This window comes from Williamsia herbipolensis (genome assembly GCF_036153515.1).
Lineage (GTDB): Bacteria > Actinomycetota > Actinomycetes > Mycobacteriales > Mycobacteriaceae > Williamsia_A > Williamsia_A herbipolensis.
Genome location: NZ_CP108021.1, coordinates 689,501 through 715,178 on the forward strand (window position 1 = coordinate 689,501; position 25,678 = coordinate 715,178).

Sequence of the window (25,678 nt, forward strand, 5' to 3'; positions counted from 1 at the left end):
TGTTCTCAGACCGGTCGACGCCCTGCGGCCACCGCGGCCACACGGGCCGGGGTGATCGCCGGTGCGAGCGCGGCGACGTCGTCGTGGGTGAAGGCGCCGCACGCCCACCCCCGCGCCACCACGGTGGCCATCGCCCGGGCGGTGGCCGGCTCGTCGAGCACGCCCGTGTCCGATCCCGGGTCGGCCGTGCCGTCGCCGGTCACCCGCTCGAGATGGCCGCCGAGGCGGGCCACGGCGGCCGGCATCGCCTCGGCGAAGAACGTCTGCACCGCCAGCCATCGGGTCACCAGGTGTCCCGGGTGCATGTCCCAGCCCTGGTAGATGCCGCGTTCGAGGGAACGACGCACCAGCCGGTGATGGCGTCGCAGGGCCGAGGCGACACGATCGGGGTCACCGGTCGGCACGACCTGTGTCGATCCGTCGCTGACCCACACCCCGGTCTGTGCCGCGGCGGCCAGCATCACGGCCTTGGCGTGGTCGGCGACGGGGTGTTCGAGCGACTGATGCGCCGACACCACACCCATCGCGGCGCTGTAATCGTAGGTGCCGTAATGCAATCCGCTCAGCCGCGGACCCGAACGGTGGATGGCGGCGGCCACGGTGGCGGTGCCGTCGAATCCGATCACCGCCTGCGGACTCTCGATCTGCAGCTCGAACCGGACGGTGTTCTCGTCGAGTCCGTGCGCGCGTTCGATCTCCTCGCAGAGGGCGACGACGGCGTCGACCTGTTCGACGGCGCGCAGCTTGGGCACGGTGAACACGAACCCGTCGGGCACCCCGCCCGCGCCGGTGAGCACCGCCTCCATGCTCTGAAGCCCCCGACGCCGTTCGGCCGCTCCGAGCCCCTTGCAGCGCACCCCGGAGGACAACCGGGGTCCGGTGGCGGTGCGAGACCAGTGGGCGAGCACCTCGCCGGCCGCGCGGGCGTGGGCGTCCTCGACGTCGTCGGGGCGGTTGCCGTATCCGTCCTCGAGGTCGATGCGCAGGTCGTCGACGGGGTCGCGACGCAACCGGGCGATCGCGGCGTCGACCGCGGCGTCCGAGGACAGTCCGACGAGCACCGAACGGTTCGCCTCGGCGATCGACACCGCCTCGGTCGACCACCGGGAGACGGTGTCGTTCGCCACGACGTCGGCGCCGACGTACACCGTGTGCACGGGTTGTTCGTCGACGCGCACGTCGGGGTACATGGCGTCGAGTCGAGCGTCGACGGGGTCGAGGATCGCGTCCATCCGCTGCGCGGCGCGATCGGTCAGGCCGGTCATCGCCGCCACCTCAGGACGGTCGGTTGTCGAGATTCTGCAGACGGACGCGCCCCTGGGCGACCAACCGATCATCGGCGTCGGTGATGTCGACCTGCCACAGCTGCTGTGAGCGCCCACGATGGATCGGCACGGCCCGGCCGGTCACCGTGCCGCTACGTACGGCCTTGAGGAAGTCCGTCGAGTTGTTGACCCCCACGACGCTCGCCGGCAGGCCTTTGTCCTGCAACCACTTCGCCGCCGACACCGACGCCAACGACTCGACGAGAGCACAGTAGGTGCCGCCGTGGACGATCCCGTAGGGCTGATGGTGGACGGCCCCGGCCTCGAAACTCGCGACGGAACCGTCTCCGCTGATCGTCGAGTAGTCGAAGCCGAGGGTGGCGTCGAGTCCGCTGGTCACCATGTCGGTCATCGACAGTTCGTCTGCCACGGGAACTCCTTCGGAAGTCGGATGAGGTGACCCTATGCCACGACCGCGGAGGCGAGACGGCGCAGAAAACCGACAGGCCCCACACCGGGGGGTGTGGGGCCTGCCGTGGCGTGGACCGGGGGTCTCTGCAGCCCTCAGGACTCTCGCGCGGTCCGACGTTGCGTTTAAGATAGGCTACCCTTATTCACAACGTCAAGTAGGTCGACTAACTGGTCGCCGCGGCCAGTATCGCGATCGCGAGGCCCACGGTGACGCCTCGCACCGCATACATCGGTAAACTCGGGAGGATGAGCGGTTTGGGTGATCTGGAACGTGCGGTCATGGACAATCTCTGGTCCAGCGACCGCCCGCAGACGGTGCGGCAGGTACACGCAGCTCTGTCGCGCGATCGCGAGCTGGCCTACACGACCGTGATGACGGTGCTGCAGCGTCTGGCCAAGAAGAACCTGGTCACCCAGATCCGCGACGACCGCGCCCATCAGTACTCCCCCACACATCCGCGTGAACATCTCGTCGCGAGCCTCATGGTCGACGCACTCAGTGAGGCCGACGAGTCGACATCGCGCCACGCTGCGCTGGTCTCCTTCGTGGGGCGGGTGGGAGCCGACGAGGCCGACGCCCTGCGACGTGCGCTCGACGAGCTCGAGGCCGCCCGTCCGGAGTCCGGAAGCCGCTGATCGGACCGGCGCATCCGTGCCTGGAGGACATGCTCTCCCGGGTAGAATGGCGGTGTCACCCGCCGCGCACCGCGACCCGTAGGACTCACTGATGACCGCCTTGGTATTCGGGCTCTTCGCCCTGATCCTCACCGGGCCGGTCGCCGAATGGTTGTCCCGGGCCCGCTGGACACTGCGCGCACCTCGAGCTGCGATGACCCTCTGGCAGGCGGTCGCACTGGCCGCCGTGCTCTCGGCCTTCAGCTGTGGACTCGCCATCGCCTCGAATCTCCTGGTCGTCGGACCCGACGGTCGACCGACGACGAACCCGCTCGACGAGATCGACTCGCTCGGCATCACCCTGTGGCTCGTCTACGTCGGGGTCTTCGTGCTCACCCTCGTCATCGGTGCACGCCTGATGTACACCGTCGTCCGGGTGGGCGTACGCACCCGGGCGCGGCGCTCGGCACACCGCCAACTGATCGATCTGCTCGACTGCGTCGACCGCAGCCGCTGTGATCGGCAACTGCTGGCCCGCGACGTCCGCATGCTCGAGGTCGAGCAACCCATCGCCTACTGCCTGCCCGGCCTGCGACAGCGCGTCGTGCTGAGCGAGGGCGTCATCGCGCGCCTGAACCCCGACGAGCTCGAGGCCGTGATCACCCACGAGCGCGCGCACCTGCGTGCCCGCCACGACCTCATCCTCGAGGCGTTCATCGCCGTCCACGCCGCGTTCCCGCGCTTCATCCGCAGCAAGTCCGCTCTCGGTGCCGTCCAACTCCTGGTCGAGGTCCTCGCCGACGACCACGCCGTGCGTGCCACCGGACCCACGCCGCTCGGTCGGGCCCTGGTGGCGTGCGCCGATTCGGTCGCACCGCGCGGGGCGCTCGCCGTCGGCGGCCCCACCACCCTGACCCGCGTGAGACGCCTCACCCACGACGAGCCCGCACGCGCAGCCGCCCTGGCCGCCTATGTGTGCGCGGTCGGCATCCTGGTGCTGCCGACTCTCGCGGTGGCCTTCCCCTGGCTCACCGAGCTGAGTCGACTGCTCACGGCCTGACCCTCGCGGAGCATCTCCTCGGCGCGACGGAATAGGCTGGGTCACATGACACAGAGCACATCGGCTGACACCTCCTCGGGCACTGCACGCGCACAGATCGGTGTCACCGGTCTGGCCGTCATGGGCTCCAACATCGCCCGCAACTTCGCCCGTCACGGGCACACGGTCGCGCTGCACAACCGGAGCATCGCCAAGACCGACGCCCTCATCGACAAGCACGGCTCGGAGGGCGACTTCGTCCGCACCGAGACCATCGAGGAGTTCATCGCCGCGCTGGAGAAGCCGCGCCGTGTGCTCATCATGGTCAAGGCCGGCGACGCCACCGACGCGGTGATCGGTGAGCTCGCCGACGCCATGGAGGAGGGCGACGTCATCATCGACGGCGGCAACTCCCTCTACACCGACACCATCCGTCGCGAGAAGGAGATGAGCGACCGCGGTCTGAACTTCGTCGGCGCGGGCATCTCCGGTGGCGAGGTCGGCGCGCTCGAGGGCCCGTCGATCATGCCCGGCGGCCCGAAGGAGGCCTACGACTCGCTCGGTCCGCTGCTCGAGTCGATCTCGGCACACGTCGACGGCACCCCGTGCTGTACCCACATCGGCCCCGACGGTTCGGGTCACTTCGTGAAGATGGTGCACAACGGCATCGAGTACGCCGACATGCAGCTGATCGGCGAGGCCTACGACCTGCTCCGCAAGGCCCTCGACCTCCCGGTCGACAAGATCGCCGACGTCTTCCGCGAGTGGAACTCCAGCGACCTCGAGAGCTACCTCATCGAGATCACCGCCGAGGTCCTGTCGCAGACCGACGCCGACACCGGCAAGCCGCTCGTCGACGTCATCGTCGACGCCGCCGGCCAGAAGGGCACCGGACGCTGGACGGTGAAGTCCGCGCTCGACCTCGGCGTGCCGACCACCGGCATCGGCGAGGCCGTGTTCTCCCGCGCCCTGTCGAGCGCACTCGACCAGCGCAAGGCCGCCAACGGACTGGAGTCGGGGACGCTCGGCGAGACGCCGACCGACACCGATCAGTTCATCGACGACATCCGCTCGGCGCTGTACGCGTCGAAGGTGGTCGCCTACGCGCAAGGCTTCGACCAGATCGCCGCGGGCAGCAAGGAATACGACTGGGACCTGCACCCGGGCGCGATGGCCACCATCTGGCGCGGCGGCTGCATCATCCGCGCGCAGTTCCTCAACCGCATCGTCGAGGCATACGACGAGAACGCCGATCTGCCGAGCCTGCTGTTGGCGCCGTACTTCCGCGACGCGGTCGAGAAGGCCGTCGACAGCTGGCGCCGCGTGGTCGTCACCGCCACCCAGATGGGTATCCCGGTGCCGGCCTTCGCATCATCGCTGTCGTACTACGACGCCCTGCGCGCCGACCGCCTGCCCGCCGCACTCACCCAGGGCCTGCGCGACTACTTCGGCGCGCACACCTACCAGCGCATCGACAAGGAGGGCACGTTCCACACCCTGTGGAGCGAGGGCCGGACCGAGGTCGAGGCCTGAGCCCTTGAGGTTTCTCGACGGACAGACCCCGACCACCGACCTCACCTACGACGACGTCTTCGTCGTGCCCGGGCGCAGCGATGTCGCCTCGCGCTTCGACGTGGATCTGACCAGCCGCGACGGCACCGGCACGACGATCCCCATCGTCGTGGCGAACATGACCGCGGTCGCCGGCAAGCGCATGGCCGAGACGGTCGCCCGCCGCGGCGGGGTCGTGGTGCTCCCCCAGGATCTACCCGCCGAGGCCGCGGCCGAGTCCATCGCGGCGGTGAAGAGTCGCCACCTCGTCGCCGACACCCCGGTGACCCTCGGTCCCGAGGACTCGGTGTCGGACGCGATGGCGTTGCTGCCGAAGCGGTCGCACGGCGCGGTGGTCGTGCTCGACGCGAACCGTCGGCCGCTCGGCATCGTCACCGAATCCGCGTGCGCCGGTGTCGATCGTTTCGCGCGTCTGAGGGAGGTGCTCGACACGACGGTGGTGTCGATGCCGGTCGACTCCGATCCGCGTGCGGTGTTCGACGCACTCACCGACCATCATCTCGGTGTCGCGATCCTCACCGGGACCGATGGTGAACTCATGGGGGTCCTGACCCGCACCGGCGCGCTGCGCACCGGCATCTACCAGCCCAACACCGACGCGCAGGGGCGTCTTCGGGTGGCCGCCGCGGTCGGGATCAACGGCGACGTGGTGGGCAAGGCGACGGCGCTCGTCGCCGCCGGCGCCGATGTCCTCGTCGTCGACACCGCGCACGGTCACCAGGAGAAGATGATCGCCGCGGTCCGGGCCATCTCCGAGGCCGCGCTCGGTGTCCCGTTGGCCGCGGGAAACGTGGTGTCGGGGCAGGGCACCACCGATCTGCTCGACGCGGGGGCCTCGATCGTGAAGGTCGGCGTCGGGCCCGGCGCCATGTGCACCACCCGCATGATGACCGGCGTCGGACGACCCCAGTTCTCGGCCGTCGCCGAATGCGCCGCGGTGGCGCGCGCCCGCGGTGCGCACGTGTGGGCCGACGGCGGCGTCCGACACCCGCGTGACGTCGCGCTCGCGATCGCCGCAGGTGCCTCGAACGTGATGATCGGTTCGTGGTTCGCCGGCACCTTCGAATCCCCGGGCGATCTGCAGCACGATCCCTCCGGTCGCCCTTACAAGGAGAGCTTCGGCATGGCGTCCAAACGTGCGGTCGCCGCACGCACCGCCACCGACAGCGCCTTCGATCGGGCACGCAAGGGTTTGTTCGAGGAGGGCATCTCGAGTTCACGGATCCTGGTCGATCCGCAACGACCCGGCGTGGAGGACCTCATCGACCACATCTGTTCCGGCGTGCGGAGCACCGCCACCTATGTGGGTGCGCGGACACTCGACGAACTGCACGAGAAGGTGGTGCTCGGCGTGCAGTCGGCGGCAGGCTTCGCCGAGGGGCGGCCGCTCCCGAGCGGATGGTGAGCCCCCGCTCGTCTGACCTGTGAGCGCGGTCACCCGATACGATGAACGACAGACATCGCATCGAACTGCGCCCGGTCGACCTCACCCCGCGGCGCTCATGGAGGACAACTGCTCGTGCAGGCACTGATCCTCGTCGGGAGCCTCCTCGGTTTCATCGCCCTCACCCTGGGCACCGCTCTGTTCGTGGCGGCCGAGTTCTCCCTGACCGCCCTCGAGCGCTCGGCGGTCGAATCGGACCTGCGGCGTCGTGACGACCGTCGCGCGCGGCAGGTCGCCCGCGCCCACCGCACGCTGTCGTTCCAGCTCTCCGGCGCCCAGCTGGGGATCACCATCACGACCCTGGTGACCGGCTACATCGCCGAACCTGTTCTCGCGCAGCTGTTCTCACCAGCACTCGACGCGGTCGGGGCGTCGGACGAGGTGAGTTCCATCGTCTCCATCGTCCTCGCCCTGGTCATCGCGACGTCGCTGTCGATGATCCTCGGCGAGCTGATCCCGAAGAACTACGCCATCGCGCGACCGCTGCCCACCGCCCGGGGCACCGCGGGCCCGATGACCGCGTTCTCGACGGCGTTCAAATGGGCCATCAACGGACTCAACGGCAGCGCGAACATGCTCGTGCGCCGGCTGGGCATCGAGCCCGCCGAGGAACTGCGCTCGGCGCGGTCGCCGCAGGAACTCGGGTCGCTGGTCCGCAACTCGGCCCGTGAGGGCGCGCTCGACAAGGGCACCGCGCTGCTGGTCAGCCGGTCGTTGCAGTTCGGCGAGCGCACCGCGGAGGAACTGATGACCCCTCGGGTCACCGTCGACGCGCTCGATCAGGACGCCAACGTGCGCGACCTCATCGTCGCCGCGTCGGAGACGGGCTTCTCCCGGTTCCCGATCGTGGTCGAGGGCGATCTCGACAACATCCGCGGCTTCGTCCACATCAAGCAGGCGTTCACGGTGCCGCTCGCCGAGCGCGAGTCCACCACCCTCGGGGTGTTGGCGCGCGCGGTGCCGGTGGTGCCCGCCAGCCTCGACGGCGACGCTCTCATGGGGCGCATCCGCGCCGACGGGATGCAGGTCGCCATCGTCGTCGACGAGTACGGGGGCACCGCGGGGATCGTGACGACCGAGGACCTCATCGAGGAGATCGTCGGCGACGTCACCGACGAGCACGACGACGAGCAGGCCGACGTCGCCCCGGACGGCACCGGTTACACCTGCGCCGGGCTGCTGCGCATCGACGAGCTCGCCGAGGCGACCGGCTACCGCGCCCCCGAGGGCGACTACGACACCCTGGGCGGTCTGGTCATGCAGACCCTGGGCCGTCTCGCGACCGAGGGCGACGAGGTCGACCTGCCCGAGCGTGACGGAGCCGACGACGAGGACTCCGGCGGGGACCCGATGCCGGTCGCCCCGCGGTGGCGCGCCCGTGTCGTCCGCATGGACGGTCGACGCATCGACGTCGTGTCGCTGACCCCGATCCCCGAGTCCGGGGGGGCGCCGTCGTGAACGACATCCTCGGTGTGCTGTTCGCCGTCGCACTGCTGGCGGGCAACGCGTTCTTCGTCGGCGCCGAGTTCTCGCTGATCTCCGCCCGCCGCGACCGGCTCGAGGCGCTGGCCGATCAGGGCAAGCGTCGCGCGACGACGGTGATCCGGGCGGGCCAGGAGCTGTCGCTCATGCTCGCCGGCGCACAGCTCGGCATCACGATCTGCTCGATCCTGCTCGGCCGCGTCGGTGAACCCGCCGTCGCGCATCTCATCGAGAAACCGATGGACCTCGCCGGTGTCCCCGACGCCTTCCTGCACCCGATCGGGTTCACCATCGCCCTGATCCTCGTGGTGATCCTCCACATCCTGCTCGGTGAGATGGTGCCCAAGAACATCGCGCTGGCCGGGCCGGAACGCTCGGCGATGTTGCTGGTGCCCGCCCACCTCGCCTTCATCCGCGTCGCCCACCCGCTGATCGCCTTCTACAACCTCGCGGCGAACCTGTCGCTGCGGGCGATGCGGGTGGAGCCGAAGGACGAACTCGACGCGACGGTCTCGGCCGGCGAGCTCGCCGAGATGATCGGCGAGTCCCGCGAGGAGGGGCTCATCGACGCCGAGGAGCACGACCGACTGACCCGCGCCCTGCGCACGACCGGTCGAACGGTGTCGGAGGTGGCGATCGGACTCGACGAACTCCGCAGCGTCCAGGTGACCGTCGAACCGGGCACCGGACGGTCCGGACCCACCCTCGGATCGATCGAGAAGGCGGTGTCCGACACCGGGTTCTCCCGGTTCCCGGTTCGCGGTGTCGACGGCGTCTACACCGGCTATCTGCACCTCAAGGACGTTCTCGACGAGATCCTCGACGATCAGGTGGGCCAGGACTCGGTGATCGGTGTCGACAAGATCCGACCGCTGCCGGTGATCTCCGGCGACACCTCGCTCGACGAGGCCACCGCCCACCTGCGCCGCACCAGCGCCCATCTCGGCGCGGTCGTCGACGGCAACGGCCGCACCATCGGGGTCGTCGCGCTCGAAGATCTGGTGGAGGAGTTCGTCGGCACCGTGCGCGACGAGACCCACCGGGTGTGAGCGTGTCCATCACCACCACCGGCCGGGTGCTCGCGCCGGATGAGTGGCCGCAGCGCGCATCGACGCATCGCGACCGCGTCGACACACTGCTGGCGGCACACCCGCAGCAGACGGCGTCGGGTGAGGCACACCCGGTGTGGCAGTTCCTGTTCCGCTACTACAGCCACAAGCCGGCACAGCTGCGTCGGTGGCACCCCGGTTTCGGCGTGGCGCTCGGCGGCGAACCACCGCATCGGCAGTTCCCGCACTACGCGGTCACCGATGACGGGCACCTGACGGTCGATCCCGACCACCTCGCCGACCGGCTCACCACCGTCGCGTTCGTGCACCGCCTCCTGTCGGCGACCGAGTCCCGCGCGCCGCGTCTGAACTGCTTCGGCCTGCACGAGTGGGCGATGGTCTACCGCGCCCCGGACACGCGGAGGCACCCCGCGCCGCTGCGCCTGTCCGAGACCGACACCGACGCCGTCGTGGAGGCGGCGGATCTGCGTTGCACCCATTTCGACGCGTTCCGCTTCTTCACCGACGACGCGACCGGGCGCAACGTCGAGCCGCTGTCGCGGTCGACCCAGGTTGACCGGGAGCAACCCGGATGCGTGCACGCGGGGATGGATCTCTACAAGTGGGCGCACAAGCTGGTGCCCCTCATCGACTCCGAGACCGTCGTCGACGCCCTCGAACTCGCCTTCGACCTCCGGGAGCTCGACATGCGCGCGAGCCCCTACGACCTTGCCGGGCTCGGCTTCGCGCCGATCGAGATCGAATCGGCCCGTGGTCGCGCCGAATACGTTCGGCTGCAGGCGGCGTCGTCCCGGCGGGCGGCGGTGCTGCGTCGCCGTCTCATCGATCGTTGCGCGGCCCTGATCAGCGCAACCTGAGCGACGACGCCCGCTTACCGCCGAGTAACCTGAACGCCGAACACACGTCCACACCAGGAGAAGCGAGGCAGTCATGACCGAGCGGGTCACAGTCGGAGAAGGCGGGAACAGCGTGCAGGTCGCGTCCGTTCTGCACGACTTCATCACCTCCGAGGCCCTGCCCGGCACCGGTGTGGACACCGACGCGTTCTGGAACGGTGTCGCAGAGATCATCACCGACCTCGCGCCCCGCAACCGCGAGCTGCTCGGCGTCCGCGATGAGCTGCAGCAGCAGATCGACGCATGGCACCGCGACAACACCTTCGAGGCCGGCGCCTACAAGGCGTTCCTGCGCGACATCGGCTACCTCGTCGAGGTGCCCGCGGACTTCCAGATCACCACCGCCGGCGTCGACACCGAGATCACCAGCACCGCCGGCCCGCAGCTCGTCGTCCCGGTCCTCAACGCCCGCTTCGCGCTCAACGCCTCCAACGCGCGCTGGGGTTCGCTTTACGACGCGCTCTACGGCACCGACGCGATCCCCGAGACCGACGGCGCCGAGAAGGGCAGCTCGTACAACAAGGTCCGTGGCGACAAGGTCATCGCCTACGCCAAGAACGTCCTCGACGGCGCGGTCGCGCTCGAGGGCGGTTCGTGGGCGTCGGTGACCGGCCTGGCCGTCGACGGCACCGTCCTCACGGTCACCCTCGAGGACGGCTCCACCACTGCGCTCGCCGATCCGGCCGCGTTCGTCGGGTTCACCGGCGAGGCCTCGGCCCCGACCGGTGTCCTGCTGCGCCACAACGGACTGCACCTCGAGGTGCAGATCGACGCCGACTCCCCCATCGGCTCCACCGACCCCGCGGGCATCAAGGATGTCCTCGTCGAGTCGGCGATCACCACGATCATGGACTTCGAGGACTCCGTCGCCGCGGTCGACGCCGACGACAAGGTGCTCGGATACCGGAACTGGTTGGGACTCAACAAGGGTGATCTGGCCGAGGAGGTCAGCAAGGGCGGCAAGACCTTCACACGTGTGCTCAACCCCGACCGCGTCTACACCGCGCCCGGTGGCGGTGAGCTCACCCTGCCGGGTCGGTCGCTGCTGTTCGTCCGCAACGTCGGTCACCTCATGACCAACGACGCGGTCGTCACTGCCGACGGCGCCGAGGCGCCCGAGGGCATCCTCGACGCGATCTTCACCTCGCTCATCGGCGTCCACGGCATGAGCGCCGACGGCCTGCAGAACTCGCGCACCGGTTCGATCTACATCGTCAAGCCGAAGATGCACGGTCCCGACGAGGTCGCCTTCACCGTCGAGCTGTTCGGTCGTGTCGAGAAGCTGCTCGGGCTGCCCGAGAACACCCTCAAGGTCGGCATCATGGACGAGGAACGCCGTACCACGGTCAACCTCAAGGCCTGTATCGCCGCGGCATCCGAGCGGGTCGTCTTCATCAACACCGGCTTCCTCGACCGCACCGGCGACGAGATCCACACCTCGATGGAGGCCGGCGCCGTCGTCCGCAAGGCCGAGATGAAGTCGCAGACGTGGATCAAGGCGTACGAGGACTTCAACGTCGACACCGGCCTGCACGCGGGTCTGCAGCACCACGCACAGATCGGCAAGGGCATGTGGGCGATGCCCGATCTGATGGCCGACATGCTCGAGCAGAAGATCGGTCATCCGAAGGCCGGCGCCAACACCGCGTGGGTGCCCTCGCCGACGGCTGCGACGCTGCACGCGCTGCACTACCACCAGGTCGACGTGTTCGAGCGTCAGGACGAGATCGCCAAGCGCGACCCGGCCTCGGTCGACGACATCCTGACCATCCCGCTCGCCCCGAACACCGACTGGAGCGACGAGGAGAAGCAGCAGGAGCTCGACAACAACTGCCAGTCGATCCTCGGGTACGTGGTCCGGTGGATCGATGCGGGCGTCGGTTGCTCGAAGGTCCCCGACATCCACGACGTCGCGCTCATGGAGGACCGCGCGACGCTGCGGATCTCCAGCCAGCTCCTCGCGAACTGGCTGCGCCACGGCATCGTCTCCGAGGCCGACGTCGTCGCCTCGCTGGAGCGGATGGCGCCGGTCGTCGACCGACAGAACGAGGGCGACGCGACCTACCGGCCGTTGGCCCCCGACTTCGACTCCAACATCGCCTTCCAGGCGGCGAAGGAGCTGATCCTGTCCGGGACCACACAGCCCAGCGGTTACACCGAGCCGATCCTGCATCGCCGTCGCCGGGAGTACAAGGCCGCGCAGGGCTGATCGGCGAGGCTATCCTCGTCGCCTATGGGTCAGCACCGCACCGACGAGACGCGCCGCCGCGGCATCAGCCGGGGGTTGTCGCTGACGATCCTCGCGGTGATCGTGGTGGTGGCGCTCGTCGTGGGCTGGAACCTGCTGGGCACCAGCCTGTCCGACGACGGTGACGCTGCCGCGCGTACCTGCGTGGAGGGCGAGCAGACGGTCACCGTTCTCGCCGACGCCGACATCGCCACACCGCTGGCCACGATCGCGCAGGCCTACTCGGCAACGCGGCCGGTGGTGCGCGATGCGTGCGTGACGGTGACGGTGCGACCGTCGGACCCGAAGACCACGCTCGAGGGACTGACCGGTACCTGGGACACCGCATCGATGGGCGCCTACCCCGCGGCGTGGGTGCCGGCGTCGTCGGTGTGGAGTGCACAGCTGCTGGCTGCCCGTTCAGCGATCGTCGACGGCGACCCGGAGTCGTTGGTGTCGTCGCCTGTGGTGCTGGCGGTGGCACCGGAGTTCGCGCGGGCCGCGGCGGGGCGGGTGTCGTGGATCGAACTGCCCACGCTGCAGCGCAACGACAACAGCCTCGCCGAGTTCGGGTTGCGGGGCTGGGGCTCGTTGCAGATGGCCCGCGCGTCGGGCCCGGGCAGCGACGCGACCGTGCTCGCATCGCAGGCCGTGGCGACCGAGGTGGGCCGGGCGACGGCGAACGGCCTCACCGTGGCCGATGCGCAGTCGCGGCAGGTGACCTCGACACTGCTCGATCTGCGCCGACGCTCCCCCGTCGCGACCGACGGCAGCGCGGAGCGGACCTTGACGACGATCGCGGGCAACGGTGACCCGGCGGGGGCGGCCGTCCACGCCGTCCCGATCACCGAACAGGCCCTCTACGCCGCCACCAAGGACACCGCACAACCATCGGTGGTCGAGCTACGGCCCCAGGGCACGACACCGACAGCCGATCACCCGGTCGTCGACCTGACCGGCCCGCAGGTGAGCGCCACGCAGGCCGAGGCCGTCGCTGCGTTCTTCCGGTTCGCGCGGACACCGGACCAGTTGCGGACCATCACCACGCTCGGATTTCGGGGCGGCGCATCGCTTCCCACCCGGACCGCGGCGGTGTCGTTCGACGTCACCGCGACCCCGATGCCGGCGCCCGAACCGGCCGCCGGCGCCGCGATCGCGCAACTCGTGCTCGGCGGGTAGCCGACCTCGACTCGGGTCGGGTCGGCTGACCCGCTCAGGCCTCGACGGGCTCGCTGAAGGCCTCGATGGGCGGGCAGCTGCACACCAGGTTGCGGTCGCCGTAGACGCCGTCGATCCGACGCACCGAGGGCCACACCTTGTCGCGTGCACCGGCGCTGGGTCGTCCGTTCGGGAACGCGGCCTCTTCGCGGGTGTACGGGTGATCCCACTGCGCCACCAGACACTCGGAGGTGTGCGGTGCGCCCCGCAGCGGGTTGTCGTCGACGGCCCAGGTGCCGTCCCCGACCTTGTCGATCTCGGCCTTGATGGCGACCATCGCGTCGATGAAGGCGTCGATCTCGTCGAGGTTCTCGCTCTCGGTGGGCTCGACCATCAGGGTTCCCGACACCGGGAAGCTCATCGTCGGCGCGTGGAAACCGTAGTCGGCGAGTCGTTTCGCGACATCGTCGACGGTGACGCCGGTCGCCTTGGTGATCGGGCGGAGATCGAGGATGCACTCGTGCGCGACGGTGCCGTTCGCCCCGGTGTAGAGCACCGGGTAGTGGTCGGCCAGTCGCTTGGCGATGTAGTTGGCCGACGCGATGGCGGTGAGCGTGGCGCGTCGCAGCCCCTCGGCCCCCATCATCAGGATGTAGGCGTAGGTGATCGGCAGGATCGACGCCGAGCCGTACGGTGCGCCCGAGATGGTGATGTCGCCGGGCAGGTCGTCGTCGAGCGGGTGTCCGGGCAGGAACTCCGCGAGGTGCTCGCGGACGCCGATCGGTCCGACACCGGGTCCGCCGCCGCCGTGCGGGATGCAGAACGTCTTGTGCAGGTTCAGGTGACTGACGTCGCCGCCGAACCGGCCCGGTCGGGCGACACCGACGAGAGCGTTGAGGTTCGCGCCGTCGACGTAGACCTGACCGCCGGCGTCGTGGACGGCCGAGCAGATCTCGCGGACCTCGTGCTCGAAGACTCCGTGGGTCGAGGGGTAGGTGATCATGATCGCGGCCAGCGTCTCGGCGTGGGTCGCGATCTTCTCCTTGAGGTCGGCGGTGTCGACGTCACCGTTCGCACGGCACGCGACGACCACGACGCGCATGCCCGCCATCACCGCCGAGGCGGCGTTGGTGCCGTGCGCGCTCGACGGGATGAGGCAGATGTCGCGGGTCTCGTCGCCGCGGCTGAGGTGGTACTTGCGGATCGCGAGCAGACCCGCGTACTCACCCTGCGAACCGGCGTTGGGCTGCAGGCTGATCCGGTCGTATCCGGTGATGTCCGACAGCCATTTCTCGAGGCGGGTGATCATGGTCCGCATGCCGGCGACGTCGGCCTTCGGGGCGAACGGGTGCAGGCCGGCGATCTCGGGCCAGGTGATCGGCTCCATCTCCGCGGCCGCGTTGAGCTTCATCGTGCACGAGCCGAGCGGGATCATGCTGCGGTCGAGGGCGATGTCCTTGTCGGACAGTCGCCGCAGGTAGCGCAGCATGGCCGTCTCGGTGTGGTACCGGCTGAACGCGGGGTGTGTCAGGAACTCCGAGGTACGCGCGGGGCTGATCGGCGCCGGAGCCGACGCGTCGGCGAGGTCGACCCCGAAGGCGGCGGCGACCGCGGCGACGTGCTCGGCGGTGGTCGTCTCGTCGCAGGCGACGCCGACGTGGTCGGCGTCGACGAGACGCAGGTTGATGTTCGCGTCGTTCTTGGCGGCCGCCACGACGTCGGCGGCACGGCCGGGCACCGACACCAACAGGGTGTCGAAGTAGGTGTCGGTCACGACGTCGACGCCACCGGCGGTCAACGCGTTCGCGATCGACGTCGCGCGGGCGTGCACGCGCTGGGCGATGCCGGTGAGTCCCTTCGGGCCGTGGTAGCTCGCGTACATGGCGGCGAGGACGGCGAGCAGGACCTGGGCGGTGCAGATGTTGCTGGTCGCCTTGTCGCGGCGGATGTGCTGCTCACGGGTCTGCAGCGACAGCCGGTAGGCGAGGTTGCCGTCGGCGTCCTTCGACACCCCGACCAGACGGCCGGGCAGCTGGCGGGCGTGGGCGGTGTGCACCGACAGGTACCCGGCGTGGGGTCCACCGAAGCCCATCGGCACGCCGAAGCGCTGTGTGGTGCCGAAGCAGGCGTCGGCACCCTGGTCGCCGGGCGCGGTGATGAGGGTCAGGGCCAACAGATCGGCACCGACGGCGACCAGCGCGCCGCGCTCGTGGGCGGCGGCGATGATGGGGGCGGCGTCGATGACCGCGCCCGAGGCGGCGGGCACCTGCAGGAGCACGCCGAAGAACTCGCCGTCGGGCAGGCCAGCGGTGAGATCGGCGCGGACCACCTCGATGCCGAGCGGCTCGGCGCGGGTGGCGATCACCGCGGCGGTCTGCGGGAACACGTCGGTGTCGACGAGGAAGCGCGGCGACTTGCTCTTGTTCGCGCGGCGCAGCAGCGTCATGGCCTCGGCGGCGGCGGTCGACTCGTCGAGCATCGACGCGTTCGCGACGTCCATGCCGGTCAGGTCGGACACCATCGTCTGGAAGTTGAGGAGGGCCTCGAGTCGGCCCTGGCTGATCTCGGGCTGGTACGGGGTGTAGGCGGTGTACCAGGCGGGGTTCTCGATGATGGAGCGCCGCAGCACCGCCGGGGTGTGGGTGCCGTAGTAGCCCAGGCCGATCATCGAGGTGGCGACGGTGTTCTGCGAGGCCAGTTCGGCCAGCTCGGCGAGGGCCTCGACCTCGGTGGCGGCCGGCGGCAGCGTCTGCAGACCGTTGGCGTCGGCCGGGTCGGCGATCGAGGCGGGCACCACCCGATCGGCGAGGTCGTCGAGAGAAGAGATCTCCAGCACCGACAGGATCCGGGCGAGGTCGTCGGAATCGGGTCCGACATGGCGGTCTGCGAAGACATCGGAGAACAGCTCGGTCACGGGAGAACCTTTGCGCCGAGTCCGGCGGCACGCCGGACTGAGGTGGGTCCTCCCCCTCTGTCCTGCCGTCACCGACGCGATGCGTCGGCTCGGGCGCCTGAGAGATTCAGCCGCTCGGAGCGGCCTTTCACCGTGGGCGGGTGACTCGGTCACCACTTTCCAGAGACGCCGGCGTACGACACGGTCCTGGGGCCTGAGAGATTGGCGGAGAGGTGTTGCTCCTTCGGCGGCCGAGACCCTCGCGGGTCACGACGCTCTCCCGTGTCGCGGCGACGTAGGAAGAGTCTAGCCGGTGCGGCGCGCGCGGGTCTTACGGCGAGCCGCGAGCTCGTCCTCGGGGGCGGTCTCGGCGATCGCACCGTCGGCGCGCTCGCCCGGGAAATCGGCGATGGTGCCCGACAGCTCGCGCATCGCGCCCGCGACGGCGATGCCGAACACACCCTGACCGCCCTGCAGCAGGTCGACGACCTCTTCGGCCGAGGTGCACTCGTACACGGTGGTGCCGTCGGAGAACAGGGTGATGCGGGCGAGGTCCTCGACACCGCGTTTGCGCAGGTGATCGACGGCGACGCGGATGTTCTGCAGCGAGATCCCGGTGTCGAGGAGTCGCTTCACGATCTTCAGGACCAGGATGTCCTTGAAGGAGTACAGCCGCTGGCTGCCACTGCCCGCAGCTCCGCGGATCGACGGCACGACCAGCGAGGTGCGTGCCCAGTAGTCGAGCTGGCGGTAGGTGATGCCGGCGATCTGGCAGGCGCTCGGCACGCGGTAGCCGACGAGTTCGTCGGGCACGGTGTCGTTCGGGAACAGTCCCGGCGCGATGTCGTCGAGTGTGCCCTGTCGGGCCTGCTGGACCGAGGCCACCGGCCCGGTGTCGGTCACGTCCGCGGCGGTGTCCGCGTCATCGCGGGTGGTCGGCTCGTCGCCCACTGAGTTCTCCTCGAATGCTCGGGGGAGTCCCCGGCAACCCGAGGAATGATGGTGCGAACACCATCGATGTCACTCAGATTACGCCGTCTACCCGACCCTGGGTGCCGTCCCGCTCGTCGCGGGCGTCGTGGTGAACGGTAGGTGCGCCGACAGCGTGTTTCAACGCGACTCGCGGGCGGCTCAACCTCAACGTCAGCTTGAGGGTCAACTGTGATCCGGCAGAGGCCCAACCGTGACCTCGAACACCGCCAAGATCAGGCTCCGCCTGTCACACAGATCAGGCGCCGCCTGTCACACAGATCAGGCGCCGCCTGAGGCCTTGAAGTCGTCCGGCGAGATGGTGTCGAGGAATTCCTTGAACTTCTCGACCTCGTCCTCTTTCACCTCGTCGCCGTCGGCGGACTCCTCGTCGGGGATCAACAGTCCTGCCTCGGCGAGCACCCCCTCGTCGGCGATGATCGGGACCTCGGCGCGCATGGCGACCGCGACCGAGTCCGACGGCCGGGCCGACACCCGAAGATCGCCGGTGAAGACCAGCTCGGCGTAGAAGGTGCCCTCCTGCATGTCCACGATCCGGACCTCGACGAGTTCCTGCCCGAACGCCGCGACCAGGTTGACGATCAGGTCATGGGTGAGCGGACGCGGGGGCTCGACACCCTTCTGCTTGAGGGCGATCGACGCCGCCTCGCTCTGTCCGATCCAGATCGGGAGGTAGCGCTCGCCGTCGACCTCGCGCAGCAGCAGCACGGGTTGTCCCTGGGGCGGCTCCACCCGGATCCCCACCACCTGCATCTGACCCATGCGATTCTCCCAACGGCATCGAATGTCGCCTGACATCGCATTCGACGCTACACCTCACCGGCGTCGACGCGCCCACCTTGCGCAGGCCGGGACGGTGACAATGCTCGTGCGCGCGTGCGCAGTTCGAGGGTGGCCGCCCCCCGACCGCGGTTCAGTCCAGCGCGTCGCGGACGGCCGCCTTCACCAACTGGGTGTGCAGGGTGACCGAGAGGGCGGCGACCTCGCGGATCAGTTCCTCGGCGCGGTCACGTGCACCGGCGCCCTTGCCCTTGGCGATCGGGTTGGCGATCTGGGCCACCAGACCGGCCTCACGGTCGGCCGAGACCTTGAACGCCCGCAGGTGTCGGGCCTCGAGACCGTAGTCGGCGAGCGCCGAGGCGGCCTCGACGAGGCGCACGGCGTCCTCGTCGAAGAAGCCGCCGGCGCCGGGTGTCAGCAGACCGCTGCGTTGGAGTTCGGCGACGAACGCGGTGTCGGCGCCGGTGCGTTCGAGCAGGGTCTCACGGGAGATGCGACCGCCGGAGCGTTCGAAATCGACCGCGGGGGCCACCCACGACCGGGCCGAGGAGAGCAACCGCGGGGTGCCCGGGTCGATCCGCTCGCCACGATCGATCGCCTCGAGCTGTTCCTTGATGACCTTCAGCGGCAGGTAACGGTCACGCTGGGCGGTGAGGACGAAACGCAGCCGCTCGCAGTCGCCGGTGCTGAAGCGTCGGTATCCCGACGGCGAGCGCTGCGGGGTGATCAGACCCTCGGACTCGAGGAACCGGATCTTGGAGATGGTGACGTCCGGGAAGTCGCCACGCAGCTGATCGAGCACCGAACCGATGGACATGGAGCCCTCGGCCGGTGATCGATCTGCTGAGTTCTTCGGTCCCGGGCCCGGACCCGTGGACGGCGAGGTCACGCGTTACCCGTTGGCCGGGGACCCGTCGGCGTGCGGGCCGCTGAGGAAGACGAGTCGGAACTTGCCGATCTGCACCTCGTCCCCGTTGGCCAGCACCGCGGAGTCCACCGGCTCGCGGTTGACGTAGGTGCCGTTGAGGCTGCCGACGTCGACCACCTGGAACTCGTTGTCGCCCAAGCGGAATTCGGCGTGACGGCGGCTGACCGTCACGTCGTCGAGGAAGATGTCGCTGTCGGGATGGCGTCCGGCCGACGTGGTGGTCTGGTCGAGCAGGAATCGCGACCCGGCGTTGGGGCCGCGCTTGACGACCAGCAGCGCGGTGCCGGCCGACAGCCGCTCGACCGCGGTCTCGGCGGACTCGGTGGTGGACCCGCTGTTGGCGTCGAGTTCCTTGATGAAATCGGCGCGGAAGACCGACGTCGTCTCGACGGGGGCGTCGAGGTCCTTCTCGTTGTCGCTCACCACTTCTCCTTAAGCTCTTCTGGTGTCCGGACCCGGTGGGGTCCGGACAACGCTGTTGTCACGCCGGATGAGGCCCGCCCGTCGGATCGATCCTAACCGCACCGGGGTGCCTCGGATCGACACCGGCGACGATGCGCCGAGGTCAGTCCTCGATGGCTGTGCGGTACCCGTCGGCGTCGAGCAGATCCTCGAGGATCACGCTCAGATCGGTGTCCTCGGCGACCGCGATCTCGACGAGCCAGCCCGCGCCGTACGGGTCGGAGTTGACCAGTTCGGGGGTGGCGTCGAGGTCGTCGTTGACCGCGGCGATCGTGCCCGCGAGCGGGCCGTAGATGTCGGACACGCTCTTGGTCGACTCGACCTCGGCGAACGACTCACCCGAGTCGACGGCATCGTCGACGGCGGGGAGCTGCACGAAGACGACATCGCCGAGCTGGTCCTGGGCGTAGGCGGTGATGCCCACACGCACGACGCCGGGACGGACCTGCTCGATCCACTCGTGTTCCACGGTGTAGCGCAGGTTTTCGGGAACCTCTGTCTCACTCACGCGGAGAACCTTAGCGTGGATCGCGGTCGGTCATCCGCCCACCCGTGGCATCGGACTCCCCACCCGTGGCATTTGTCTGAGCACGAGCACGGTTTGCCACCAGTACTGCACGAACGACCACAGGTACATACCGATCCCCCACACCAGGAACGCCCAGCCGATGGGGTGCATGATGTCGCCGAACAGTCCGTCGAGCTGTCCGCCGAGCACGAACGGGAAGCCGTACATCAGGGAGAACGTCGCTGCCTTGCCGACGTAGGTGACCGGCAGGGCGGTCATCCCGCGGCTGCGCAGCAACGGGACGCTGGCCAGCAACAACAGGTCGCGGGCCAGCAGGATCGCGATCATCCACCACGGCACGATGTCGCGGATGCCCAGGCCGATGGGGATCACGATCATGTACAGCCGGTCGGCGGCCGGATCGAGCAGTGCGCCCAGCCGCGACGACTGGTTGAGCAGGCGCGCGAGTTTGCCGTCGGCCCAGTCGGAGAACCCCGAGACCAGCAGGACGACGAAGGCCCATCCGTCGGCCTCGACGAACAACAGCAACCACACGAACACCGGCACCAACAGCAGGCGCAGGAAGCTCAGCAGGTTGGGGACGGTGAGGACGCGGTCCGACGGGGCGTCGGTGGTGGCGGGAGGCCCGTCGGGATCCATGCGCTCAGACTGTCACAGAGACAGCGGCGACACCGGTCACCGGAAGATGCCGATGATGCCCTGCAGCGTCTTCGCCCCGCCGCCCGCGAACGGGTTGTCGTGGACCATGTAGGTCCACGTCGTGGTCGACCGACGGAGATCGGCGGCGTCGAGATCGACACCGTCGGCGGTGATCGTCGCCTCCCGGAACGTGGTGCGTGACTTCTCGACCGCCTCACCGGGGAGTCGCGAGAACTCGTCGAGGATCAACTTGTGGAACTCGTCGAGCGGGCTCTCCCGTCCGATCGAGCGCAGATGAATGCTGGCGCGGACGTCGGCGACGAACGCGAGGTGATCGGCCCACGCGCGGTCGAGGTGGAACAGGGCGATCTCCCGTGCCGCCTGCACCAGGACATCGTGCGGCACCGGCTCGGTCCGCACGGCGACCGTTCCCGTTGCCTTCTCCCCCGCCTCGTCGTCGGCCGGGTCCTCGGCGTCGTCCGATGCGGCGCCGTGGCGCCCGGTGCTCCCCGAGGCGGCCGAGCCGGTCAGCTCCGCGACGCGATCGGGCTCGGACTCGGTGAACTCGTCGAGGGCCACCTCGGTCGTCAGCAGTTCCATACGCCGTTTGACGACGATGTCGCGCTGCTGGTTGACCAGCTTGTTGTAGCGCCAGGTGTTGGCGTGCAGTTCGAGCATGATGCCCTCGGCGACGCGCTGGGCCTGCTCGATGAGCTCGATCCCCTTCTCCCCCATCGAGCCGTCCTCTTCCTCGGACTCGGGGTCGCGCTTGAACGAGAGGTTCTTGGTGACCACCGGGTCCTGCAGGCTGGAGAAGAACACCGACCGTCCGGGGTCGCCCTGACGGCCCGCGCGACCGCGCAGCTGGTTGTCGAGGCGTTCGGTGTCGTGCCGACCGGTGCCGATGACGCACAGGCCGCCGAGCTCGACGATCTGGTCACGGGCGCCGGTCGATCGTCCGTCCTTCTCGCCGCGGGATCCGCCGAGCTTGATGTCGGTGCCGCGACCGGCCATCTGCGTCGAGACGGTGACCGCGTTGAGGGCGCCGGCCTCGGCGATGATCGCCGCCTCCTGCGCGTCGTTCTTGGCGTTGAGCACGACACTGGTCACGCCCGCCCGCTCCAGCAGGTAGACCAGCTCCTCGGACTCGGCGACGTCGTGGGTGCCGATGAGGACGGGCTGGCCGGTCTCGTGGATCTCCTTGACGAAGGCGACGACGGCCTCGGACTTGTTGTGCTTGCTGTCGAAGACACGGTCGGGCTCGTCGACACGGATGTTGTCGGCGTTCGGTGGGATCTGGGAGACGGCGAGGTCGTAGAACTGGCGGAACTGCTCGCCCGCCGCGAGTGCGGTGCCGGTCATGCCGCACACCGTGGGGTAGCGACCGATGAGGGCCTGCACGGTCATCGTGTCGATGACCTCACCCGAATCTGTCTGCGCCAGGCCCTCTTTCATCTCCACCGCGGCCTGAAGGCCGTCGGGCCACCGCTGCAGCTGTGCCACGCGGCCCCGCGAGGCATTGATCAGGTGGACCTCGCCGTTGCGCACGATGTAGTGGACGTCGCGCTCGACGAGGATGTGCGCGTGCATCGCGATGTTGACGTGCACCAGCGTGGTGCCGACGTGTTCCTCGTCGTAGAGGTTGATGTCGCCGAGCTCGGCCTCGACGAACTGTGCGCCCTCGTCGGTGAGGAACACGTTGCGTCCCTCGGTGTCGATCTCGTAGTGGTTCTTCTTCAGCTTGCCGACGACGTCGTGGATGACACGGTCGGGGACCTCACCGGTGGTCGCGCCGGCGAGGATCAGCGGGACGAGCGCCTCGTCGACGAGCACCGAGTCGGCCTCGTCGATGATCGCGACGTCGGGTCGCGGCGAGACGAGCTCGTCGGCGTGGGTGACGAGCTGATCGCGCAGCACGTCGAAGCCGACCTCGTTCACCGAGCCGTAGGTGATGTCGGCGTCGTAGGCGGTGGTGCGCTCGGCGCGGGTGGAGGACTCCGACACGGCACCGGAGGTGATGTCGAAGAGGGTGAACAGCGGCTTCATCCACTCCGCATCGCGGGTGGCCAGGTAGTCGTTGACCGAGATGACGTGCACGCGCCGACCCTGGAGGACATAGCCGACCGCGGCGATCGCGCCGGCGAGGGTCTTGCCCTCACCGGTGGCCATCTCGACGACGTCGCCCTCGAGCAGGCGCAGGGCCCCCTGCAGCTGGACGTCGAAGGGACGCAGATCGAGGGCCCGGTCGCCGGCCTCACGGGCCAGGGCGAGGAACTTCGCGCGATCGGTGCCCGCGGGGTCGGTGATGTCGAGCTTCTCGGCGGCGGCGGCGAACTCGGCGTCGTCGAGACCGGCCGCCCACGAATCGTGCTCGGTCGACCGCTTGATCAGCGCGACCGACTTCGACTGGTTCCGCGACGACTGCGCGCCCAGTGCCCGCCACATCCTGTTCGAGAGCTTTCCCACCGCGTCGAACTCCTACCTGTGTGTCGACACCGCGTGGTGCCGAGTGCTACCGGGCCGAGTCGGCGTGACGCCCCTCGGCGCGGTCCACGGTACGCGGGCCACCGCCTCAGACGGGGAGGGCCTCGCGCAGGAACTGCACGTAGTCGGCGACGGCGATCTCGAAGGGTTCGCCGACGTAGATGTCGAAATGGCCGACGGGATACCGCTTGATCACGCCCTTGGGGGCCTTGGCGGCGAACCGCAGGGTCGGTCCCATCGGTGCGACGGTGTCGGACTCGCAGACCCCGAACAGCACCGGGACCTCGATGTCGGCGGCGTACTTCCCGGGCCGTTGCATGGGGATCTGCAACCCGATGGTCGCGGCGACGGCGTTGGCGAAGTCGTCGTCGCCGTCGGGGACGATGCCGAGGTAGCCGCCGAGCGCGTCGGGGGCGTTCATCAGTGCGGCCTCACCGGGGCGCCCGGCCAGGGGCACCATCACCCGCGACCGGCGCGTGAGGTGGGCGACGGCGTCACGCAACCCCAGGGCGGTCACGCGGATCGACGGCCCGACCCCGAGTGTGAGGGCCGAGGCGAGACCGGAGGTGAAGGGGCACTGGGAGATCACCGCGGCCACGCGCGGGTCCTGCGCGGCGACGGCCAGCACGTGCCCGCCGCCGAACGACGTGCCGAACAGGGCGACGCGATCGGGGTCGATGCCGTCGAGCCCGCGGGCGTAGGCGATCGCGGCGTGCCAGTCGGCGCGCTGTCTGCCGATGTCCAGTAGTTGGCGCGGGGTGCCCTCGCTCCCACCGAAGTGGCGGTAGTCGAAGACCAGCGCGGCATATCCCGCGGCGACGAAGCGTTCGGCGAAGGCGTCGAGGCGCATCTCCTTCACCGCGCCCAGCCCGTGCCCGAGCACGACGATCGGTACGGGCCCCGACGCGTTGTCGTCGACCTCGGGCCGGTAGAGCCAGCCCGCGCATCGCTCGCCCGCGGAGCTGAAGCCGACATCGGTTCGCGTGAAGGTCATGCGCAGACCCTATGCAGTGGTACGGCCGCGGCGCGAGGATGCCTGTCGATCAGTCGGGCAGACCGGCGACGGCGCGCAGGTAACGCCCGGCGACGAGGTGTTGGGCGACGGGGCCCAGCGGACCGGCCGCACGGGTGAGGAGACTTCCCGGCCGCGAGAAGGCGCGGACCACGAAGACGACGGAGTCGTCGGGGCGGTGCTCGACCACGAACGACTCCTCTCCGGATTCCGGGTGTCCGGCGAGCGTGCCGTAGGCGAAACCGGTCCGGCGGTCCTCATCGACGACGTAGACCACCCGTGTGGGTGCGTGCAGTCGCAGTGGACCCACGCCGATCGCGATCCGCGCGATCGCACCGTCGACGATCGGGTCGTCGGAGGTGGCCACCGCGATCCCCGACCGCAGCTGGACCTGCCACCCCATGACCGCCTGCGCGCACCGGGCGAACCGTTGCGCCCCGCGGCCCACGACGACCTCTCGTCGTTGATGTGCGTACCCCGAGGGCAGTGGATCGTCGGCGGTGGCGCCCACCTCGGCGTAGGTGAAGGGGGCATGGCGCAACGCCTCGATCGTCGCGTCGGGTAGCCGGGTGGTCGATCGACTCATCGTCGACGAACCTTCTTGATCGGTGGTCGGGGTGGCGGCACCGCGGCGGCGACGGTGGCGCCCACGGTGAGACCCGCCGCGGTGGCGGCCTCACGGTAGGCGACGGCGAGGGAGTCGACGGTGTCGTGGGCGTTGAGACCACTCGGGTTGGGCATCACCCACACCGGGCAGCCGGCGATGTCGTCGGGCTGACGACCGGTGGTCGCCTTCGGACGCTGAAATGCCGTGCGATAGGCGGTGATCCCGGCGAACGCGACCAGGGCCGGCTGCACGCGTTCGATGGTCTCGATGAGCACGAGAGCGCCGGCCCTCAGTTCCGCGGTGGTCAGATCGTCGGCGCGGGCGGTCGCCCGGGGCACCAGATTCGTGATGCCGATCCCGGCGTCGAGGAGGGTCGCGCGGTCGGCGTCGGTGAATCCGTCGGCGGCGTCGATGATGCGCGGGACGATGCCCGCACAGTGCAACGCCGGGTAGAAACGGTTGCCCGGACGGGCGAAATGGGCTCCGGTCGCCGCGGTCCACAGCCCTGGGTTGATGCCCACGATGAGCAGTCGACAGTCGGGTCCGATCAGGTCGTCGATGACGTCGTCGCGATATGACTCGAGCTGTTCCCGCGTGAATCCCATACCTGACTTGTACACCCTGGTGGGCGGCCGTCGGCGGCCGCGTGCGCCGAGGTCGACGATCGTCCTACCGTGGACCGATGCGAATGCAGACGCACTTCATCACCGTCGCGACGCACGATCTCGACGCCGCACGCGAGTTCTACTGCGCGCGTCTGGGGTGGGATGCCCTCATGGACGTCCCGGGCGAGATCCTCTTCTTCCAGGTCGCTCCCGGTCTGCTGCTCGGTCTCTTCGACGCGGAGAAGTACGACGCCGACCTCGGCGGCACGACCTCGACCACCGGGATCAGCGGCGTCACCCTCGCCTCCAACGTCGACGACCGCGAGGAGGTCATCTCGGTCGTCGACGAGATGGTCGCGGCCGGGGCCACGGTCCTCGTCCCACCCTCCGACGGTGCGTTCGGCGGCATCTTCCACGCCCATGTGCGAGACCCGAACGGGCTGGTCTGGGAGATCGCACACAACCCCGGATGGCGGGTCGGCGACGACGGGACCGTGGCCTTCGACTAGG

The 25,678-nt window shown here is 69.3% G+C and carries 23 protein-coding genes and 2 riboswitches; of the genes, 10 read left to right on the top strand and 13 right to left on the bottom strand.

Going from position 1 to position 25,678, the window contains the following annotated elements:
• Positions 1-5: 5 nt before the first annotated feature.
• Both OG579_RS03135 and OG579_RS03140 read right to left on the bottom strand, forming a co-directional pair.
• Positions 6-1,265 carry a DUF6986 family protein gene (locus tag OG579_RS03135; RefSeq protein ID WP_328858055.1) on the bottom strand — a complete coding sequence of 420 codons (1,260 nt, stop codon included), beginning with the start codon at positions 1,263-1,265 and terminating at the stop codon, positions 6-8.
• Between the two features lie 10 nt (positions 1,266-1,275).
• Positions 1,276-1,695 carry a PaaI family thioesterase gene (locus OG579_RS03140; RefSeq protein WP_408068734.1) on the bottom strand — a complete coding sequence of 140 codons (420 nt, stop codon included), beginning with the start codon at positions 1,693-1,695 and terminating at the stop codon, positions 1,276-1,278.
• A 287-nt stretch (positions 1,696-1,982) separates the two neighbouring features.
• Here OG579_RS03140 and OG579_RS03145 point away from each other — a divergent pair, with 287 nt between their 5' ends.
• The 9 genes from OG579_RS03145 (at position 1,983) to OG579_RS03185 (ending at position 13,260) form a co-directional block, all read left to right on the top strand.
• Positions 1,983-2,372 carry a BlaI/MecI/CopY family transcriptional regulator gene (locus OG579_RS03145; RefSeq protein ID WP_328858056.1) on the top strand — a complete coding sequence of 130 codons (390 nt, stop codon included), beginning with the start codon at positions 1,983-1,985 and terminating at the stop codon, positions 2,370-2,372.
• A 91-nt stretch (positions 2,373-2,463) separates the two neighbouring features.
• A complete protein-coding gene (locus OG579_RS03150) occupies positions 2,464-3,411 on the top strand; it encodes a M56 family metallopeptidase (RefSeq protein WP_328858057.1) in 948 nt (315 codons plus the stop codon).
• Between the two features lie 45 nt (positions 3,412-3,456).
• Positions 3,457-4,923, top strand: a complete 1,467-nt coding sequence (gene gndA, locus OG579_RS03155) for an NADP-dependent phosphogluconate dehydrogenase (RefSeq protein ID WP_328858058.1) — start codon at positions 3,457-3,459, stop codon at positions 4,921-4,923.
• Between the two features lie 4 nt (positions 4,924-4,927).
• Positions 4,928-6,367, top strand: coding sequence for a GMP reductase (gene guaB1 / locus OG579_RS03160; RefSeq protein ID WP_328858059.1), 1,440 nt, complete (start codon positions 4,928-4,930; stop codon positions 6,365-6,367).
• 114 nt (positions 6,368-6,481) lie between these two features.
• Positions 6,482-7,864: a hemolysin family protein gene (locus OG579_RS03165; RefSeq protein ID WP_328858060.1), complete on the top strand. Its 1,383-nt coding sequence runs from the start codon at positions 6,482-6,484 to the stop codon at positions 7,862-7,864.
• The gene (locus OG579_RS03170) at positions 7,861-8,937 is read left to right on the top strand and encodes a hemolysin family protein (protein ID WP_328858061.1); all 1,077 of its coding nucleotides are present in this window, start codon (positions 7,861-7,863) and stop codon (positions 8,935-8,937) included. The genes OG579_RS03165 and OG579_RS03170 overlap by 4 nt, the downstream gene beginning before the upstream one ends.
• Before the next feature lie 2 nt (positions 8,938-8,939).
• A complete protein-coding gene (locus tag OG579_RS03175) occupies positions 8,940-9,815 on the top strand; it encodes a 3-methyladenine DNA glycosylase (RefSeq protein ID WP_328858062.1) in 876 nt (291 codons plus the stop codon).
• A gap of 73 nt (positions 9,816-9,888) precedes the next feature.
• A complete protein-coding gene (locus OG579_RS03180) occupies positions 9,889-12,063 on the top strand; it encodes a malate synthase G (protein ID WP_328858063.1) in 2,175 nt (724 codons plus the stop codon).
• A 24-nt stretch (positions 12,064-12,087) separates the two neighbouring features.
• A complete protein-coding gene (locus OG579_RS03185; RefSeq protein ID WP_328858064.1) occupies positions 12,088-13,260 on the top strand; it encodes a substrate-binding domain-containing protein in 1,173 nt (390 codons plus the stop codon).
• Positions 13,261-13,294: 34 nt separating this feature from the next.
• Here OG579_RS03185 and gcvP read toward each other — a convergent pair whose 3' ends face one another.
• From gcvP to OG579_RS03240, 11 genes are all read right to left on the bottom strand, one after another.
• The gene (gene gcvP / locus OG579_RS03190; protein ID WP_328858065.1) at positions 13,295-16,153 is read right to left on the bottom strand and encodes an aminomethyl-transferring glycine dehydrogenase; all 2,859 of its coding nucleotides are present in this window, start codon (positions 16,151-16,153) and stop codon (positions 13,295-13,297) included.
• A 47-nt stretch (positions 16,154-16,200) separates the two neighbouring features.
• A riboswitch (glycine riboswitch) is annotated at positions 16,201-16,324 on the bottom strand.
• Positions 16,325-16,425: riboswitch (glycine riboswitch) on the bottom strand.
• A gap of 13 nt (positions 16,426-16,438) precedes the next feature.
• Positions 16,439-17,035 carry a MerR family transcriptional regulator gene (locus OG579_RS03195; protein ID WP_045822981.1) on the bottom strand — a complete coding sequence of 199 codons (597 nt, stop codon included), beginning with the start codon at positions 17,033-17,035 and terminating at the stop codon, positions 16,439-16,441.
• Positions 17,036-17,383: 348 nt separating this feature from the next.
• Entirely contained in the window at positions 17,384-17,884 is a 501-nt protein-coding gene (locus tag OG579_RS03200; RefSeq protein WP_045822894.1) for a bifunctional nuclease family protein, read from the bottom strand.
• Positions 17,885-18,035: 151 nt separating this feature from the next.
• The gene (gene ftsR, locus OG579_RS03205) at positions 18,036-18,719 is read right to left on the bottom strand and encodes a transcriptional regulator FtsR (RefSeq protein WP_045822895.1); all 684 of its coding nucleotides are present in this window, start codon (positions 18,717-18,719) and stop codon (positions 18,036-18,038) included.
• Positions 18,720-18,794: 75 nt separating this feature from the next.
• Complete coding sequence (gene garA / locus OG579_RS03210) at positions 18,795-19,253, bottom strand: glycogen accumulation regulator GarA (RefSeq protein ID WP_338062996.1); 459 nt, start codon at positions 19,251-19,253, stop codon at positions 18,795-18,797.
• A gap of 142 nt (positions 19,254-19,395) precedes the next feature.
• Positions 19,396-19,800 carry a glycine cleavage system protein GcvH gene (gcvH, locus tag OG579_RS03215; RefSeq protein WP_045822897.1) on the bottom strand — a complete coding sequence of 135 codons (405 nt, stop codon included), beginning with the start codon at positions 19,798-19,800 and terminating at the stop codon, positions 19,396-19,398.
• A gap of 30 nt (positions 19,801-19,830) precedes the next feature.
• Positions 19,831-20,460, bottom strand: coding sequence for a CDP-alcohol phosphatidyltransferase family protein (locus OG579_RS03220; protein ID WP_328858066.1), 630 nt, complete (start codon positions 20,458-20,460; stop codon positions 19,831-19,833).
• Between the two features lie 36 nt (positions 20,461-20,496).
• Positions 20,497-22,926 carry an accessory Sec system translocase SecA2 gene (gene secA2 / locus OG579_RS03225; RefSeq protein WP_328858067.1) on the bottom strand — a complete coding sequence of 810 codons (2,430 nt, stop codon included), beginning with the start codon at positions 22,924-22,926 and terminating at the stop codon, positions 20,497-20,499.
• Positions 22,927-23,032: 106 nt separating this feature from the next.
• A complete protein-coding gene (locus tag OG579_RS03230) occupies positions 23,033-23,938 on the bottom strand; it encodes an alpha/beta hydrolase (RefSeq protein ID WP_328858068.1) in 906 nt (301 codons plus the stop codon).
• A 49-nt stretch (positions 23,939-23,987) separates the two neighbouring features.
• The gene (locus tag OG579_RS03235) at positions 23,988-24,542 is read right to left on the bottom strand and encodes a DUF1990 family protein (protein WP_328858069.1); all 555 of its coding nucleotides are present in this window, start codon (positions 24,540-24,542) and stop codon (positions 23,988-23,990) included.
• Positions 24,539-25,168, bottom strand: a complete 630-nt coding sequence (locus tag OG579_RS03240; protein ID WP_328858070.1) for a mismatch-specific DNA-glycosylase — start codon at positions 25,166-25,168, stop codon at positions 24,539-24,541. The genes OG579_RS03235 and OG579_RS03240 overlap by 4 nt, the downstream gene beginning before the upstream one ends.
• Positions 25,169-25,245: 77 nt before the next feature.
• Here OG579_RS03240 and OG579_RS03245 point away from each other — a divergent pair, with 77 nt between their 5' ends.
• The gene (locus OG579_RS03245; RefSeq protein ID WP_328858071.1) at positions 25,246-25,677 is read left to right on the top strand and encodes a VOC family protein; all 432 of its coding nucleotides are present in this window, start codon (positions 25,246-25,248) and stop codon (positions 25,675-25,677) included.
• Position 25,678: the final 1 nt, after the last annotated feature.